This is a genomic window from Luteimonas kalidii (genome assembly GCF_029887935.1).
Taxonomy (GTDB): Bacteria; Pseudomonadota; Gammaproteobacteria; order Xanthomonadales; family Xanthomonadaceae; genus Luteimonas; species Luteimonas kalidii.
In genome coordinates, this window is record NZ_JARXRO010000014.1 from 210,102 (window position 1) to 224,511 (window position 14,410).

The 14,410-nt window shown below is 68.8% G+C and carries 12 protein-coding genes; 7 read left to right on the top strand and 5 right to left on the bottom strand.

All coding sequences use genetic code 11. From position 1 onward, the window contains the following. The first annotated feature begins 80 nt into the window (after positions 1–80). Complete coding sequence (locus tag QFW81_RS06485; RefSeq protein ID WP_280577849.1) at positions 81–1,223, top strand: prealbumin-like fold domain-containing protein; 1,143 nt, start codon at positions 81–83, stop codon at positions 1,221–1,223. Between the two features lie 107 nt (positions 1,224–1,330). On the opposite strand, the gene QFW81_RS06490 is transcribed toward QFW81_RS06485, so the two are convergent. After that, on the bottom strand, positions 1,331–2,497 hold the full coding sequence (locus QFW81_RS06490) for a hypothetical protein (protein WP_280577851.1): 1,167 nt from the start codon (positions 2,495–2,497) through the stop codon (positions 1,331–1,333). Between the two features lie 103 nt (positions 2,498–2,600). Continuing rightward, positions 2,601–3,812: a BamA/TamA family outer membrane protein gene (locus QFW81_RS06495; RefSeq protein ID WP_280577853.1), complete on the bottom strand. Its 1,212-nt coding sequence runs from the start codon at positions 3,810–3,812 to the stop codon at positions 2,601–2,603. A gap of 366 nt (positions 3,813–4,178) precedes the next feature. Here QFW81_RS06495 and QFW81_RS06500 point away from each other — a divergent pair, with 366 nt between their 5' ends. The 6 genes from QFW81_RS06500 (at position 4,179) to QFW81_RS06525 (ending at position 8,751) form a co-directional block, all read left to right on the top strand. Then, positions 4,179–5,126, top strand: a complete 948-nt coding sequence (locus QFW81_RS06500) for a formylglycine-generating enzyme family protein (RefSeq protein ID WP_280577854.1) — start codon at positions 4,179–4,181, stop codon at positions 5,124–5,126. Continuing rightward, positions 5,126–5,497: a DUF1622 domain-containing protein gene (locus QFW81_RS06505; protein WP_280577855.1), complete on the top strand. Its 372-nt coding sequence runs from the start codon at positions 5,126–5,128 to the stop codon at positions 5,495–5,497. Before QFW81_RS06500 ends, QFW81_RS06505 begins: the two co-directional genes overlap by 1 nt. Further along, on the top strand, positions 5,494–6,423 hold the full coding sequence (locus QFW81_RS06510) for a DUF2092 domain-containing protein (protein ID WP_280577856.1): 930 nt from the start codon (positions 5,494–5,496) through the stop codon (positions 6,421–6,423). The genes QFW81_RS06505 and QFW81_RS06510 overlap by 4 nt, the downstream gene beginning before the upstream one ends. 1 nt (position 6,424) lies before the next feature. Further along, complete coding sequence (locus tag QFW81_RS06515; protein ID WP_280577857.1) at positions 6,425–6,934, top strand: hypothetical protein; 510 nt, start codon at positions 6,425–6,427, stop codon at positions 6,932–6,934. A 105-nt stretch (positions 6,935–7,039) separates the two neighbouring features. After that, a complete protein-coding gene (locus QFW81_RS06520; RefSeq protein ID WP_280577858.1) occupies positions 7,040–8,113 on the top strand; it encodes an HAD family hydrolase in 1,074 nt (357 codons plus the stop codon). Between the two features lie 86 nt (positions 8,114–8,199). Next, positions 8,200–8,751: a DUF4136 domain-containing protein gene (locus QFW81_RS06525; protein WP_280577859.1), complete on the top strand. Its 552-nt coding sequence runs from the start codon at positions 8,200–8,202 to the stop codon at positions 8,749–8,751. A gap of 143 nt (positions 8,752–8,894) precedes the next feature. Here the strand turns inward: QFW81_RS06525 and QFW81_RS06530 are convergent, their stop codons facing one another. The 3 genes from QFW81_RS06530 to QFW81_RS06540 form a co-directional block, all read right to left on the bottom strand. Next, a complete protein-coding gene (locus tag QFW81_RS06530; RefSeq protein ID WP_280577860.1) occupies positions 8,895–9,110 on the bottom strand; it encodes a DUF3300 domain-containing protein in 216 nt (71 codons plus the stop codon). A 207-nt stretch (positions 9,111–9,317) separates the two neighbouring features. Then, positions 9,318–11,825, bottom strand: a complete 2,508-nt coding sequence (locus QFW81_RS06535; protein ID WP_280577861.1) for an RHS repeat domain-containing protein — start codon at positions 11,823–11,825, stop codon at positions 9,318–9,320. A 286-nt stretch (positions 11,826–12,111) separates the two neighbouring features. Further along, a complete protein-coding gene (locus QFW81_RS06540; protein ID WP_331488042.1) occupies positions 12,112–14,373 on the bottom strand; it encodes a patatin-like phospholipase family protein in 2,262 nt (753 codons plus the stop codon). Between the last annotated feature and the right edge of the window lie 37 nt (positions 14,374–14,410).

Consider the following 14,410-nt stretch of genomic DNA (forward strand, 5'->3'; position numbering starts at 1 on the left):
TGCCAATCGCAGCAGATGGAGGGTGCCCGGGGGCACGGGTCGCAGCCTGGCCCACCCATGTCGCAGGGCGTGCCGGGCGCATGGCGGCGCGTGCCGGGCGCGGCTGGCGCGCGGCGTGCGTGCTGGCGATCCTGCTGCCCTGGACCACCGCCGCACTGGCGCAGGAGGCCGACCTGGCGATCGCCAAGGACGACGGCAGCACCGCGTACGTTCCCGGCACGACGGTCAGCTACCAGATCGTCGTGTCCAACGTCGCGGGGCCGGACGACGTGGTGGATGCCCTGGTCGAGGATCCACTGCCCGCGGGCACCGTCGATGCGGACTGGACCTGCACCGCGACCGGTGCCGCCGCCTGCGGCGCCCCCGCGGGGGCAGGCGCCATCAGCACCACCGTGGACCTGCCGGTGGGGACCCAGGTCGAATTCACGTTCAACCTCGTGGTGCCCGCCGAGCGCACCGGTCCGCTGGCCAACACCGCCACCGTGGAGCCACCGGCAGGCACCGCCGACGGCGACCCGGGCAACAACACCGCCACCGACATCAACCTGCAGGCTGCGGCGCCCACGGTCCAGCTGTCCAAGACCAGCGAGGGCGGGACCGGCACGTTCGGGTACGCGATGAGCAACCTGTCCGATGCCACCGACAGCATCACCACCAGCGCTTCGGGCGTGGCGGCCCCATCGCCGCAGGTCTCGACCGTGGTGGACCCGGCGACGGCGGTCGTGGTGACCGAAACGCCCGCCACCGGGTTCGCGGTCGCAAGCGCCACTTGCACCGACGACAATGCCGCCGGCACCGGCAATCCCGCGTCTTTCGGCACCCTGGCCGGCAACGTGCTGACGATCTCGCCGGAGAACCTGCTCCCCGATGCCCAGATCGTCTGCAGCTTCGTCAACCAGCTCCAGGTCGACGTCTCCGTGGACAAGGTCGCTTCCGCGGCGAGCGCCCGGACCGGAGACATCGTCACCTACACGCTCACGCTCGCCAATGCCGGCCCGGGGGATGCCACGGACGTGCTGCTGACCGACACGCCCGGCACCGGCCAGGACTGCACGTCCCCGGGGCCGGATGCGACCTGTTCGGCGAGCGGTGGCGCGACCTGCCCCGGCGCGACGGTGCCGGTGGCGGACCTGATCGGCAGCGGAGTCACGATTCCGGCGCTGCCCGTCGGCTCGCAGGTGGTGGTGACCCTGGAGTGCGAGATCACCGCAACGGCGCCCTAGGCCGGACAGGCATCGAGGGAAGGGGGCTTCGAAGCGAGGCCCGCTCGTGTTGCAGGCTTCGTCGCCATGGCGCACGCACTCGACGCGGCGGCGGCCGATGCGCATGTTCAGAGCAGGATCGCGCCCAGCCGCGCCAGCAGTTCGTCGAGCGACAGCGCGAAGAAGACCAGCGGCACCATCGGCAGGGCCGCGCAGGACGCCAGCCACAAGAGGTTCCAGCGCGACAGCGGGATGACCGCCATCCCGCGGATGGTGGCGTAGACACCGGTGAAGTCGCAGATGGCGGACGCGTCGCCGGTGTCGAGCAGGGCAGGGGCGTCGGGTGCGCGCTCGACCAGCCAGCGGCGGTCGAACGCGTGCGCCGCGCTGTGACCGAGCAGGCTGTAGAGCAGCAGGCCCTTGCGCTTGGCCTCGAGCAGGCGTGGCACCATGCACAGCAGCGGCGCGGCCAGGAACAGGGTCGAGACCACCACGTAGCCGAGCAGAAGATGCTGCTGGCTGGCGAGGGGCCGGTCGAGGTAGACCATGTGGTTGGCACAGGTGCCGGCAACGAGGGCGCCACCGGCGAAGGCGAGCACCCCGAAGCGCTGCTGCGCGGCGCCGAGGAACGCCAGGCCGCCGGCGCCATCGGGATGCGAGGCGCGCAGGTCCAGCGGCATGCGCGACAATCGCCACAGCATCCACGCCCAGAGCAGAAAGCGCCAGACCCAGATCAACTGGACGAAGCGATAGACGGTCGTGGACACCAGCGCGAACCACTGTCCGGCCGGGGTGAGCCCGCCATTCGCGCGGCTCCAGTCGCTGACCCCGTGCAGCATGCCGACCGGCAGCGCATGCAGCACCGCCGGCAGCACCGCGAGCACCAGGCACGCGAACTCCGGCAGGCTGGAATCGCGCATGCCGCGCATGCGCGCGATGAGCGCATCGAACGGCTCGCGGTGTGCGGGATGGACCATGCTCGAGCGCGAGAACTGGATCAGCATCCGGCGCAGCAGGGCGTCGCAGAGCGGAGCGGCGAGCACCAGCACCGGGATGGTGACCAGGAAGCGGGCGAGCAGCGCATAGTCGCCGAGCAACGGCAACTCGACGCGGGCCGTTCCCGGCAACAGCGTGCCGTCCAGTGCGGTCATCACCAGCAGCGGGCCGAACGACAGCGCCACCAGTCCGAAGGCCACCCAGACCGTGGTCCGCCTGCCGTGACCGATCGCACCGGACCATCGCAGGATCCGGTACACCGGTCCGCCGCGCATCAGGGAGAAACTGTCGTCGATCATCGGACCGCTCCATGCCGGGAACGCCGGCGACCATCATGCCGCAAACGCGAAGCGCCCGGCGTTCGCGAACCGGCCGCCCAACGCCCATTGCATCGCGACCCGCTCAGCGCCAGGCGCTGCCCATCTGGATGATGAAAGCCTGGTCTTCCGGTCCCCAGGCGTAATCGGCGCCCACGTACATCCCCAGCTGGCGTGCGATGAGGTAACGCACGCCCAGGCCCCTGGTGACCACGGTCGGCGCGTCGTCGAAGCCCGCGCGCTCGCCCCAGGCGCGGCCCGCGCCGAGGAAGCCGACCCCGGCCCACCGCGCGCTCAGGTTCCAGCGCAGTTCGGCTTCGAGCACGCCGGTGGTGTCGTCCTGGTAGCGCGCCGAAGGCACGCCGCGCAGGTCGATGTAGGGCAGGCGGTAGAAGGGCACGTCGCCCTCGACGTGGCGCACGTCGGCGCGGCCGCCCAGGACCAGGCGCTCGCCCAGCGGCCAGAAGCCGTACCCGTGCACGCGATAACTCTGGAACTCCACGTCGCTGCCGATCCCGGGCAGGTAGGCATTGCCCTGCGCCTGGAACAGGTAGCCGCGGGAACTGGTGAACGGGTTGTCGCGGCTGTCGTACTCGAAGGTCAGCCCGACGCCGGAGCTGACCTGCTCGAAATCCAGGTCGGTGAATAACGGCCGGTCGCCCGCATTCTCCAGCCTGGGATCCATGTCCATGTAGATCCACTGCGCCGACAGGAACATGTCGCCGTCGCCGATGCGGCGGGATACCTGCTGGAACGACAGCAGCCCCTGCAGGTTCACGCCGACCTGCTGCTCGGGAAGCAACCGCCCACTGGTATAGAAGTCGATGTTGAAGTCGCTCTTGCCCAGGCCTCCCTTGTAGCGCCAGGCGTCTTCGCGGAAATGCAGGCTGGCACCCGCGCCGTAAGCGTGGCTGCCGTTCTCCGTCTTCATCGCCATGACGCCCATGATGTTGGGCACGATCATCCTCGGCTTTCCGTCCGCACCGGTGCGCGTGGCAGGCGCGCCTTGCGGTCGATGGAAGAAGGTGAGCGCGACGCCACCCCCGTACCCGAGCGCAGGGTCGGTGACGATGATCGGAACGGGAAGGAAGCCGTGATGCTCCAGCAGCCATGCCGACATGTCGAACCGGCCATCGTCGCGGTCACGGAAAACGCCCTGCGATGAACTGCGCGTCGATGGCGTCGACGATGTCGAGGCGTTATCGGCCTCGCGCTCCACCTGCGCATCGGCATCCGATGCGGCTCCGATCGCAGTCGTCGCCAGGCACGCAACGAGGATCCCTTGATGCATGCGCATGGGCGCTCTCCAGGCAGGAACGCGTCGTCCGTCCAGCATCGCATGTTGCCACCGTCGATGCAGGGCGAAGCGTGATCGACGCCGGGAATCGGGTGCGTCGACACCTCCGGGTCGACCTGATGCAGCAGCGTCCAGCCGCGCGGCGGACGTCGCTCTTGCATTATCCGGCCAGTGCATTCCGGTTCCGGAGTGGCGCGAAGCGCTTCGATCGACAAGGCTGTGCCAGGTCCGGCGACGCGGTGGACGACGCATTCCGCCTCCCGCCGGGAAAGCCTCGCGCGCGCCGGCATTCCGTCGCGCGCGCCGAACGACGCGGCCCGGTTCCGTGGGCCACACGGAGACAAGGGATTGCCTGTGAACAGAGAGGTGCACACGAACACCCTCGCGGGCATGGCCTACATCCCGGGCGGCGTGTTCACGATGGGGTCGGATGCGCACTACCCGGAGGAGAAGCCGGCGCACAAGGTGCGCGTCGATCCCTTCTGGATCGACCGCTACACGGTGACCAATCGCGACTTCGCGCGCTTCGTCGCCGAAACCGGCCACGTGACCCTGGCCGAGAAGCCCGCCAATCCGGACGACTATCCCGGTGCCGATCCCGCGCTGCTCGCGCCCGCGTCGGTGGTGCTGGTCCCGCCGCCGGGACGCGTCGACCTGCGCAACCACTACAACTGGTGGCAGTACATCCAGGGGGCGGACTGGCGTCACCCGCGCGGACCGGACACCTCGATCAGGGGCCTGGACGACCATCCCGTGGTCCAGGTCGCGTATTCGGATGCACTGGCCTATGCCAGGTGGATCGGCAAGGATCTGCCGACGGAAGCCGAATGGGAGTTCGCTGCGAAGGGCGGGCTCGAAGGCACCGAGTATGCGTGGGGCGACGAGCTGGTTCCGGACGGACGCTACATGGCCAATACCTGGCAGGGCGAGTTCCCGTGGCAGAACCAGACCCTCGACGGCTACGACTGGACTGCTCCGGTCGGCTCGTTCCCGGCCAACGGTTACGACCTGTACGACATGATCGGCAACGTCTGGGAATGGACCTCGGACTGGTACCAGGACCACGGGCGGATCCAGCACGCGTGCTGCACGCTGGAGAATCCGCGCGGCGCCGAACGCGAGGCCAGCGTCGACGCGCGCAATCCCGGCATCTCGATCCCGCGCCGGGTGATGAAGGGCGGCTCGCACGCCTGCGCGCCGAACTATTGCCGTCGCTACCGCCCGGCGGCGCGGATGGCGCAGCCGGTGGACACCTCCACCTGCCACGTCGGCTTCCGCTGCATCGTGCGTGAGGCGAGGGGAACGGGATCATGATGCGCGAGTGGCTGTTCCTCCTGAGCGAGCCTGTCATCGCGATGATCGACCTGATGGCGCTGGTCCTGCTTGCGGGTGCCACGTTCTACGTGTTTTTCCGCATGATTGCGATGCTGTTCACGCGCCGGTGGTCGGATGGCCACGCACGCCGGGCACTGTGGCTGGACTACGCGCGCTGGCTCGTGGCGGGCCTGAGCCTGCAGCTGGCCGCCGACATCATCGAGTCCTCGATCGCCCCCTCGTGGGAAGCGATCGGACAGCTGGGCGCGATCGCGGTGATCCGCACCTTCCTCAACTATTTCCTCGAGCGCGACCTGGCCGAGGTTAGGGAACGCGACCTGGAATCCCGTCCCGCGGAAGCACGCGGGTGAAGCTGCTCCAGGCCGTCGGCGCGTGTCTTCGTCGCGGCCCGCATGGCGCCGCGTGGGGTCAGGAACGTCAGCGGCGGGCCCGGCACCCGGGCTCGCGCCAATCGGAGGTCATGCTCATGCAGGCACAGGGACGATTCACTGGATGGCGAACGGTCGGCATCGCCCTGGCGATGGCGTGCGCGCCCACGTTCGCCGCCGAGCCCGCGATCGCGGAACCCACGGCAGCCGCGCCGGTCGTGGATCCGGTTGCGATCGGCGCGTTGAAGAAGATGGGGGCGGCGCTCGTTGCGCTGCCCGGATTCACCCTGCAGTCCGACGCCAGCATCGAGCTGGTGCTTGACGGCGGTCAGAAGATCGAGCTGGACCAGCCCATCCGCTACCAGGTCACGCGTCCCGACAAGCTGCGCGTCGACATCGTGCGCCATGATTTCGAACGCCACGTGATCTTCGACGGCAGCCGGTTGACCCTCTGGGCTCCGAAGGAAAAGTTCTACGCGAGCACGCCGACCGAGGCCGGGACGATCGCGGAACTGCTTGCCAACGCCTCGGAACGGTACGACATCGACCTTCCGCTGACCGACCTGTTCCTCTGGGGCACCGACGCCGCGCCCGTCTCGGCGATCACCACGGCCCTGCACGTGGGCAGGAGCATGGTCGACGGCGATGCGGTGCAGCAGTACGCGTTCCGCCAGCCGGGCGTCGACTGGCAGGTGTGGATCTCGGATGCCACGTCGCTGCCGCGCAAGCTGGTCATCGTCACCCATGACGACCCTGCGCTGCCGAAGTTCACCACCCGCCTGGACTGGGAGACGAAGACCGCGGTTGCCGATGAAGCGTTCGCGTTCACGCCCCCTGCCGACGCCACGGAGATCGTGCTGGTGCCGGTGGACGTCGCCATTATCGATGTCGATACCGAGGAGAACTGAGATGACCGTCCTGTCCAGGACCCTGCTGGCCGTCGGTTCCGCCGCGGTCATCGCCTGCATGCCCCTCGCCATCGGCCTGTCCGACGCCGAGGCGGCCAAGCGGGGAGGCGCCGGTGTACGTGCCTCCGCGAGCGGCAACGTCAACCGCGCGGCCAAGCCGAGGGCCGGCAACGTGAACCGCAACGCCAGCGCCAACCGCAACATCAACAGCAATCGCAACGTCGATCGCAACCGCAACGTCAACCGTAACGTGAACGTGGACGTCGACATCGACGATCGCGGCTGCTGCCACCACGACTACTGGGACCACCCGGTCGCCACCGCCGCCGCGGTCACCGCCACCGTGGCCGTGACCTCGGCCGTGATCGGGTCGATCGTGTATTCGGTGCCGCCCAGCTGCGGCACGGTGGTGGTCAACGGGATCGCCTACCAGCAGTGCGGATCGACCTGGTACCAGCCCCAGTATGCCGGTACCACGGTGCAGTACGTCGTGGTGAATCCGCCCCGGTGACGACGGGCGCGACCGGCGCTTCGTGCCGGACGGGCGATACGGGCGCCGCAGGCGGGCACACAAGCACACCTTCGGAGCGTCACCGGCAATGCGAGGAGGAGCACGATGAATCGGTCCGAGCCACGTCGCGACGCGGTCGCCCGCCTGCTGCTGGCTTGCGTGCTGCTCTCGTCGGCGGTCGCCTGTCGGCAACAGGCCGATGCTCCGCTGGCGGCGCAGGCCGTGGCGACGCAGGCGGGGGACGCACCTGCGCAGGCCGAACCGGCCTCGGTGGACCCCTTGCCGTCGTGGCGCGACGGGGCCAACAAACAGGCGATCATCGATTACGTGAGCGCCGCGGTCGTCGATGGAGGCCCGGGCCATGTGCCACCCGAGGCCCGCTTCGCGATCTTCGACAACGACGGCACGCTCTGGGCCGAGCAGCCGATCGTGCAACTGGAGTTCGTGGGTGCACGTGTCGCCGAGGCTGCGAAGCGCGACCCGGACGTGGCGTCGGACCCCGCCGTCAAGGCCCTGGCCGCGAAGAATCTCGCGTTCTTCCAGGGCAAGGATGGCGAAAAGCACGCGATGGCGCTCCTGGCGCTGGTCTCGAGCGGCATGTCGCCGGACACCTACGCGAGCGAAGTCGACGCCTTCTTCGCCAGCGCCCGTCACCCGACGCTCGACGTGCCTTACCGGCAGACGACCTACAAGCCGATGATCGAGTTGCTGCAGTACCTGCGCGCCAACGGTTTCCAGACCTGGATCGGCAGCGGAGGCGGCATCGACTTCATGCGGCCGATCTCCAGCGAGTTCTACGGCATTCCACCCGAGCAGGTGATCGGCTCCAGCGGCAGCTACGACGTCGAGCTCGTGGACGGCAAGGTCGAGGTGCTCAAGTCGGTTCGCACCGGGGTGGTCAACGACCATGAAGGCAAGGTGGCGGGCCTGCTGGCGCATGCGGGCAAGGTGCCCGTCTTCGTCGCAGGCAACGTGCGCAGCGGCGGCGACGTGCCGCAGCTGATGTATTCGCAAGCGTCTCCCCATCCATCGTTCCAGCTGCTGGTCAATCACGACGACGCCGAACGCGAGTTCGCCTACCAGGAAGACGACGGTGCTTCGCTCGCAGCCGCCGAGGCGGGCGGATGGCACGTTGTCAGCATCAGGGACGACTGGGAACAGGTGTTCACGGATCCGTGAATCCGACCGGGGCACGACGGGCCTGCGGCCACCGGCGTGCGTCCACAATCGAAACGGCCGGCCCCGAACGAGTTGGAGAGGTCATCATGAAATCCTCAATCTCCGGCGCATGTGCGCTGGTCCTGCTGGCGGGCTGTGCCAGCACGCCGACCGTGCATGTCGACCACGATCCCCAGGCCAACTTCAGCAGCTACCGGACCTATTCCTGGCTCGGCAAGCCCGAAGGCGTGTCCCCGCTGGTGTCCCAGCGCATCGTCGAGGGCATCGACGCCAGGCTCGCCGCCAAGGGCTGGACGCAGGCCGCGGAAGGCGACGTGGCAGTGGTCGCGCATGTCTCCACCGAACAGAAGCAGACGCTGGACACCATGTACTCCGGCCCGGCCTACGGCGGCTGGGGATGGGGGCGTGCAGGCTGGTACGGCGGCATGGGCATGGGCAGTTCGACCACGACCGTGCACAACTACACCGTCGGCACCCTGATCGTCGACCTGTTCGACGCGAAGACGAAGCAGGCGGTCTGGCGTGGCACCGCCAGCGGCACTGCGCCCAGTTCTCCCGAGAAAGTCGATGTCGCGGTGGATGCGGGCCTGACCGAGATGTTCGACGGGTTTCCGCCGGGCAGCGCGCCGGCGAACTGAGGCCGTCGTGCCGCCAGCTCCACCGCATGTGTGACGTGTCCGATGGGACGACAGGAGGTCTCCGCGTTTCATGTGGCGGGAGGCACTGCCATCCATCACGGGGGCCGGCTACCACGCCTCCTGGGCATGGTGCTGTTGAAACTTCATGCAGGGCGCAGTGGCAACGGCAGTCCTCCAGCGCTGGTCGGCGACCAGGCACACGGCATCGTTCCCTTGGCGTCCGGGTGAGCTCTGGACCAGGCGACCGCATCGGCGACGTTTCCCGGATAGGTGGCCGCCATCAGCACCTGGGCCAGCAGCGGGTCCGGATGCAGCGCGATGGACGCGACCATCTGGTCGAGTTCTTCCCGGCTGAACACCTGTTCCTGCCCTGGCGCTGAATCCGGGAGCGTGGCAGGCGAAGTCGTGGGCGTGGCGACCGGTGCGGGATCGGCGGGCGCATCGTCGCGCGAGCCCCCCCTAGCAGGACCAGACCGGTCACCAGCAAGGCAGTACGCAGTTGCATGGCGAATCCTCCTTGGTAACGACGCGGACATGGCTCCCGCGATTCGCGCTGGGGCGACCCTCTAGCGCCGGAAACCGCCCATCCGTGGTGCACCCAACCCCCGCCGGAACCCTCCGGCCGGACGGTTGAATCCGCCCGCAGGCCGCTGGTACTGCCCAGTGGGGCGCTGCACGCCGCCGCCACGGTTGCCGAGGCGATCGTAGCCGTCGTGCCGCGCCGCCTGGTCGCGGACCAGCTGGTCGCGGGTCTGGCCGCTGACGTTGCCCTGGCGGTGCACCTGGCTCCACTGGCCGTCGTCGTAGCGATAGACCTGGCCGTCGTGGCCGGCGTAGATGTTGTCGTTGACCTCGACGATGCCGCCGTGGTGCAACTGGCCGGTATCGGTGTCGTAGCGGACGCCGCCGGCACCTCGGGCGTCGACGTAGCGTCCATCGCTGGCGAACGCGCCGACGCCTGCGCCGCCGTGCTGTCCCGCCGCCGCGGCTCCGGCTTCGCGCGTCACGCGGCCGGTGTTGGTATTGACCACGGTGCGGTCGCCCGCCGCCGCGGCCCGGTCGGTGTACGGATTGACCGCCGCGCCTCCCTCAGCGGCGACCACGCGGCCGGTCTGCGGGTTGTAGCGGATGCCCTGCGCGCCGGCGGTGGTGGTGCCGGTATAGGCATTGGTGTTGACGAACCCGCGTCCCGCGCCCTGGCCGCCGGTGCGCTGGTTGTAATAGCTGCCGCGATAGCCGCGCCCGTAGTTGCCGGTCCACGGATCGGCCCAGGCCGCACCGGTTCCGCTGATCACGCGGTTGCCCCAGTGGCCGTAGACATTCCACGCCGCCGCGCCGCCGCCCCACCAGCCATATGGATAAGCCGGTCCCCACCACGGACCCCACCACGGGCCGTAAGGTCCGTACCACGGGTCGTACCAGCCCCAGCCGAAACCGAAGGTCCACCCCGCCCAGGCGCTCCAGCCGAAGAAGACGCCCATGCCGTAGGTGGCGGGGCAGCCATACCAATACGCGCCGATCCAGGGCGTGCAGGCATAGCCGGTGCCGTACACGACCACCTCATTGCTGACCACGGTGCCGTAATAGCCCGGCGTATAGCCGACGTAGACGTCGTCGCCGTCGCTGCCGTAGATGCGCACGTAGGTCACGTAGTGCAGCGGCGAACTGGTCGGGATGCCGTAGATCGCCGCGGGCACGCTGGTCGCCACCGTCCATGGCCCGGTCGCTGCCGCGGCGGTGAACCAGATGCCCTTGTCCACCGCGTAGAACCCGTCCGCCGAAACGCGTATGACCGGCACCGGCGTATTCGCCGCGTACTGCAGCGACGTGCCGGCGATCGGCTTGAACTGCGGCGCCCCGTCATAGGGCACCTGCAGGCTCGCCTGGCTGCGATGCACGGTGGCGGTCTGCGGGATGCCGTTGGCGATCACCGCCTCGTGCGCCTCGGGCGTGCCGGCGATCGAAGCCAGCACGCCGCTCTTGGGACTGTCCGGCGGAATCCTGGCGAAGTCGGCCGGCAGTTTGTCCGACGCGACGTGGCGCCACGGACCCTTGCTGCCCGGGGCGGTGAACCAGCGCCCGGACACCAGCACGTACCAGGCGTGGTCGTCGGCGCCGTCGACGATGACGTCGGCGCTGGTGTTGGCGATGTAGCTGAGCTGGGTGCCGGGGAGGGCGGCGAACTGCGGATCCCCATCCACCACGATCAGTTCGGCCGCGCGCGTACGCACATGGATCTCCGGGAACTTGCCGGCGGCCAGGGCCTGCTTCAGCGAATCCGGGGGCGTGTCGAGGGTGTCGACCAGCTTCTGCCCGACGGCCTGGTCGGCGGCCGCGCTCAGGGCGGCGTCCACCGACTTCGCTTCGGTCCACGGCCCGGACAGCGTGGTGGCAGAGGCCCAGTGTCCGGCGAAGCGCGTGTAGTAGCGGCCGCCGTGTTGCAGCAACAGAGACCGGCTGTTGATGATCCGCTGCACGCCGCCACCGGCGGGTTTTAGCGAAGGGTCGCCGTCGACCAGGATCAGCAGGGCAGGGCCGAACGCGATCAGGATCTCGGGAGGATCGTTCCTCACCGGATGCGAGGCCGCCCTGGCATCGGCTTCGGTGACGGCCAGCGCCGATTCCAGCTGGTCGAGGTCGAGGGTGAAGCTGGCGCCGTCCTTGATGACGCCGCGCGCCAGGCCGAGGTAATGCGCCTGCTTGCCGCCGGAGGTGGGGAAGCTGGCGCGATCGAACCTGACTTCGCGCAGCAGCACTTCGCGGGACGTCTTGTCGACCTCGGTGCTCGCCGTGAACCAGACCACGCCGTAATCCAGCGCGTCGACGCGCTTGCCGTCGGCGCCCTGGTGGGTTCCGGTCTTCACCGACATCGCGAAGCGGCCCTCGAGCTGCTGGTGGTCCTGCCAGCTGTCCATCTGCGGCTGGTAGAACGTGAAGTCCGTGCCAGCCGAAGTGTAGTGGCGCGGGAAGGGGCGCGCGTCGATGGCGGTGGGTGGAGCCGCCAGGGCGACGGCCCCGGAGGCACACAGCAGCCACAGGAAAAAAACGGCGAAGGGGCGAAAGTGACGGTCCATGATGTCCTTCCTCTACGTGCGCGAAACGTGAGCGTTGCGTGAAGGCAAACCCTCTGCGCAGGGCCGCCGTGGCCATACTCCACACCATCCATTGCGCGTACCACCGCAGGAACCACATGCAGCGGTTTTCGGCCGCATATTGCGCCTCTCCTCGCTCCAGCGCCAGTAGGTCAGCGAGGCGTCGCGGAGTGCGACGCAGCCCACGTTCCGCAGGTCGGATCGGTGATCGCGCGGGGTCATCGAGCATGGGTTCGGCCGCGCGCGAACCCGGGTCGCCCCGGTCTCGCTAGAACGGCTTTCCGATCTCCAGGAACAGCACGCCATTCCCGCCCTCACGCATGCCGTAGCCGAACAGCATCGGACCGATCCAGGAGTCGAAACCCAGATAGGCGCTGCCGTTGACGATTCCGTCAGACCAGCGCATGTCGCTGCGATCCTCCCACGCGTTGCCGTACTCGAGCGTTGCACCGACCACCATCGAGCGGCGCATGAACGCGGCGAGCTGGAACGAGTAACCGACCATCACCACCGCGTAGTTCTGGCCGGTCAGTTCGTTGTAGTGGAAACCCACCAGGCGTCCGCGCCCTCCCATCCGGTAACGCTCGGAGAGGGGCAGGGTGCCGGACACGGTGCTGTAGTAGCCAGCGCCCAGCTGCAGGGCATGGCGTCCGAACGAGCGTGCGCCCAGCAGGTCCAGGCCGATTTCCTCAAAGTCCGCGTCGCCACCGAGCCAGCCGGTGGTCGCGCGGTAGCCGAGGCGCCCCATGTAGCCGTCGCGCGGGAAATACAGGCTGTCCACGCGGTCGAGCGTGGCCTTCGCGTACCACGCGCCCGAGCCGACGTCCACGTCCGGCAGCGTCGGATCGCCGACCTCGATCTTCGCACTGCCACTGGTGCGTTCCAGGCCCGCCTCCACGGCGCCGACCAGTCCGAACGTCCGCCCCAGGCCGAACCTGCCGCCACGGACGAAGGCGTCGTAGGTGGCGATGCGGTTGCCGTCGGGATCGAACGCCGGCATGGAACTGTTCCGGATGCCAAGGCGCCCCAGGAAGTAGTACCTGGCCTGCGGATCGAACGGGTGGTAGTACTCGCCCTGGAGTTCGGGTTCGCTGCCGAGGCCCAGCAGGACGCGCGCTTCGGCGCCATTGGGCGTGACCGGCGAACGCAGCAGCGCCAGCCGCAGGCTGGTCTCGTAGGTTCCGCTGAAGTCGGTTTCCATCCGGAACCCGGCCTGCAAGTAGTTGGGACCTTGCGACTTTTCCTTTGCCTGCAGCACCACGCCGGTGCGCCCGTCCTCCCGGACCACCTTGTAGGTCACGCTGGCGAAGGTGCCCAGGCTGTAGGCGCGCAGGGTCGCCTGTTCGAGGGCGACGGCATCGACGGGTTGTCCGAGCGGAACTTCGATGAGGTCGGTCAGCACTTCGTCGGCATAGCGGCTGTCGTTCTCCAGTCGCACGAACTCGACGACCGGGTGGGGATCGAGCACCGGCACCGGCGGCGCGGAACGGAAGCGGGGCAGGGCGGCGAGTCGCGGCGCCGCGGCGTCCGCGGCGATGGTGCCGATGCGCAGGGCTTCGGCGGCCTTGGCGAAATCGCCGGTGGTCACGTCGCTGCCCAGTTCTGGGACGATCAGCACGTCGCGTTCCGTGATCCGGGCAGTCGACGCGCGGGTGTTGCCGACCGTCAGCATGCCGGTCAGCTGCGAGATCACCTGCAGCACGCTGGCATCCGCATCGAGCGACGCCATCGGCGTGCCCACGTCGACGGCGATGACGATGTCCGCACCCATGCGCCGCACCGTGTCGATCGGCACCTGTTCGGCGACCCCTCCGTCGATCAGGACCAGGCCGTCGATCTCCACCGGCTGGAAGATGCCCGGCAGCGACATCGACGCGCGCATCGCCGTGCCCAGGTTGCCCGACGCCAGTTCCACGGGCCGGCCGCTGTTGAGGTCGGTCGCGATCGCACGGAACGGGATCGGCAGCTGGTCGAAGTCGTCGATCCCGCTCACGCCCATCGTCTTCTGCTCGAACATCGACACGATGCGCTCGCCCTGGAGCACGCCCGGGGAAATCCTCAGCCTGCCTTCGTGGATGCCGACCCCGATCGTGGCCACGCCGTCGCGATCGTCCTGCTTGCGGCGGAAACTGCGGTCCCTGCGCTCGATGGAGTCATCGAACATCTGCTTCCAGTCGGTCTCCAGCACGACCTGTTCGAGTTCCGCGACCGGCATTCCGACGGCGTACATGCCGCCCACCAGCGCGCCCATGCTGGTCCCGGCGATGCAATCGACCGGAATGCCCAGCTCCTCGAGCTTGCGCAGCACGCTGATGTGGGCGATGCCGCGCGCGCCGCCACCGCCGAGCGCCAGCCCGACACTCGGACGCGCCGTGTCGCCGTCGCGGGGCCGGCACGATGTGCCTTCAGGCGCTGCGGCCGTTGTGGTGCAAGGGAGCAGACACAGCAGCAGTGCCGCCAGCTGGAATGCGGTGCGTCGCCGAGACGGGCGCACTGGCGTCATCCGTGTCCCGGCTCCGAAAGCGTCCATGGCGCGTGCTCCCTGCGACGGCTCCGGCGCACATCGT

Bases quoted from the DNA above. Each gene is read 5' to 3' on its own strand.
- QFW81_RS06485 (WP_280577849.1), top strand. From the start codon at position 81: ATGGCGGCGCGTGCCGGGCGCGGCTGGCGCGCGGCGTGCGTGCTGGCG.
- QFW81_RS06490 (WP_280577851.1), bottom strand. From the start codon at position 2,497: ATGATCGACGACAGTTTCTCCCTGATGCGCGGCGGACCGGTGTACCGG.
- QFW81_RS06495 (WP_280577853.1), bottom strand. From the start codon at position 3,812: ATGCGCATGCATCAAGGGATCCTCGTTGCGTGCCTGGCGACGACTGCG.
- QFW81_RS06505 (WP_280577855.1), top strand. From the start codon at position 5,126: ATGCGCGAGTGGCTGTTCCTCCTGAGCGAGCCTGTCATCGCGATGATC.
- QFW81_RS06515 (WP_280577857.1), top strand. From the start codon at position 6,425: ATGACCGTCCTGTCCAGGACCCTGCTGGCCGTCGGTTCCGCCGCGGTC.
- QFW81_RS06520 (WP_280577858.1), top strand. From the start codon at position 7,040: ATGAATCGGTCCGAGCCACGTCGCGACGCGGTCGCCCGCCTGCTGCTG.
- QFW81_RS06525 (WP_280577859.1), top strand. From the start codon at position 8,200: ATGAAATCCTCAATCTCCGGCGCATGTGCGCTGGTCCTGCTGGCGGGC.
- QFW81_RS06535 (WP_280577861.1), bottom strand. From the start codon at position 11,825: ATGGACCGTCACTTTCGCCCCTTCGCCGTTTTTTTCCTGTGGCTGCTG.
- QFW81_RS06540 (WP_331488042.1), bottom strand. From the start codon at position 14,373: ATGGACGCTTTCGGAGCCGGGACACGGATGACGCCAGTGCGCCCGTCT.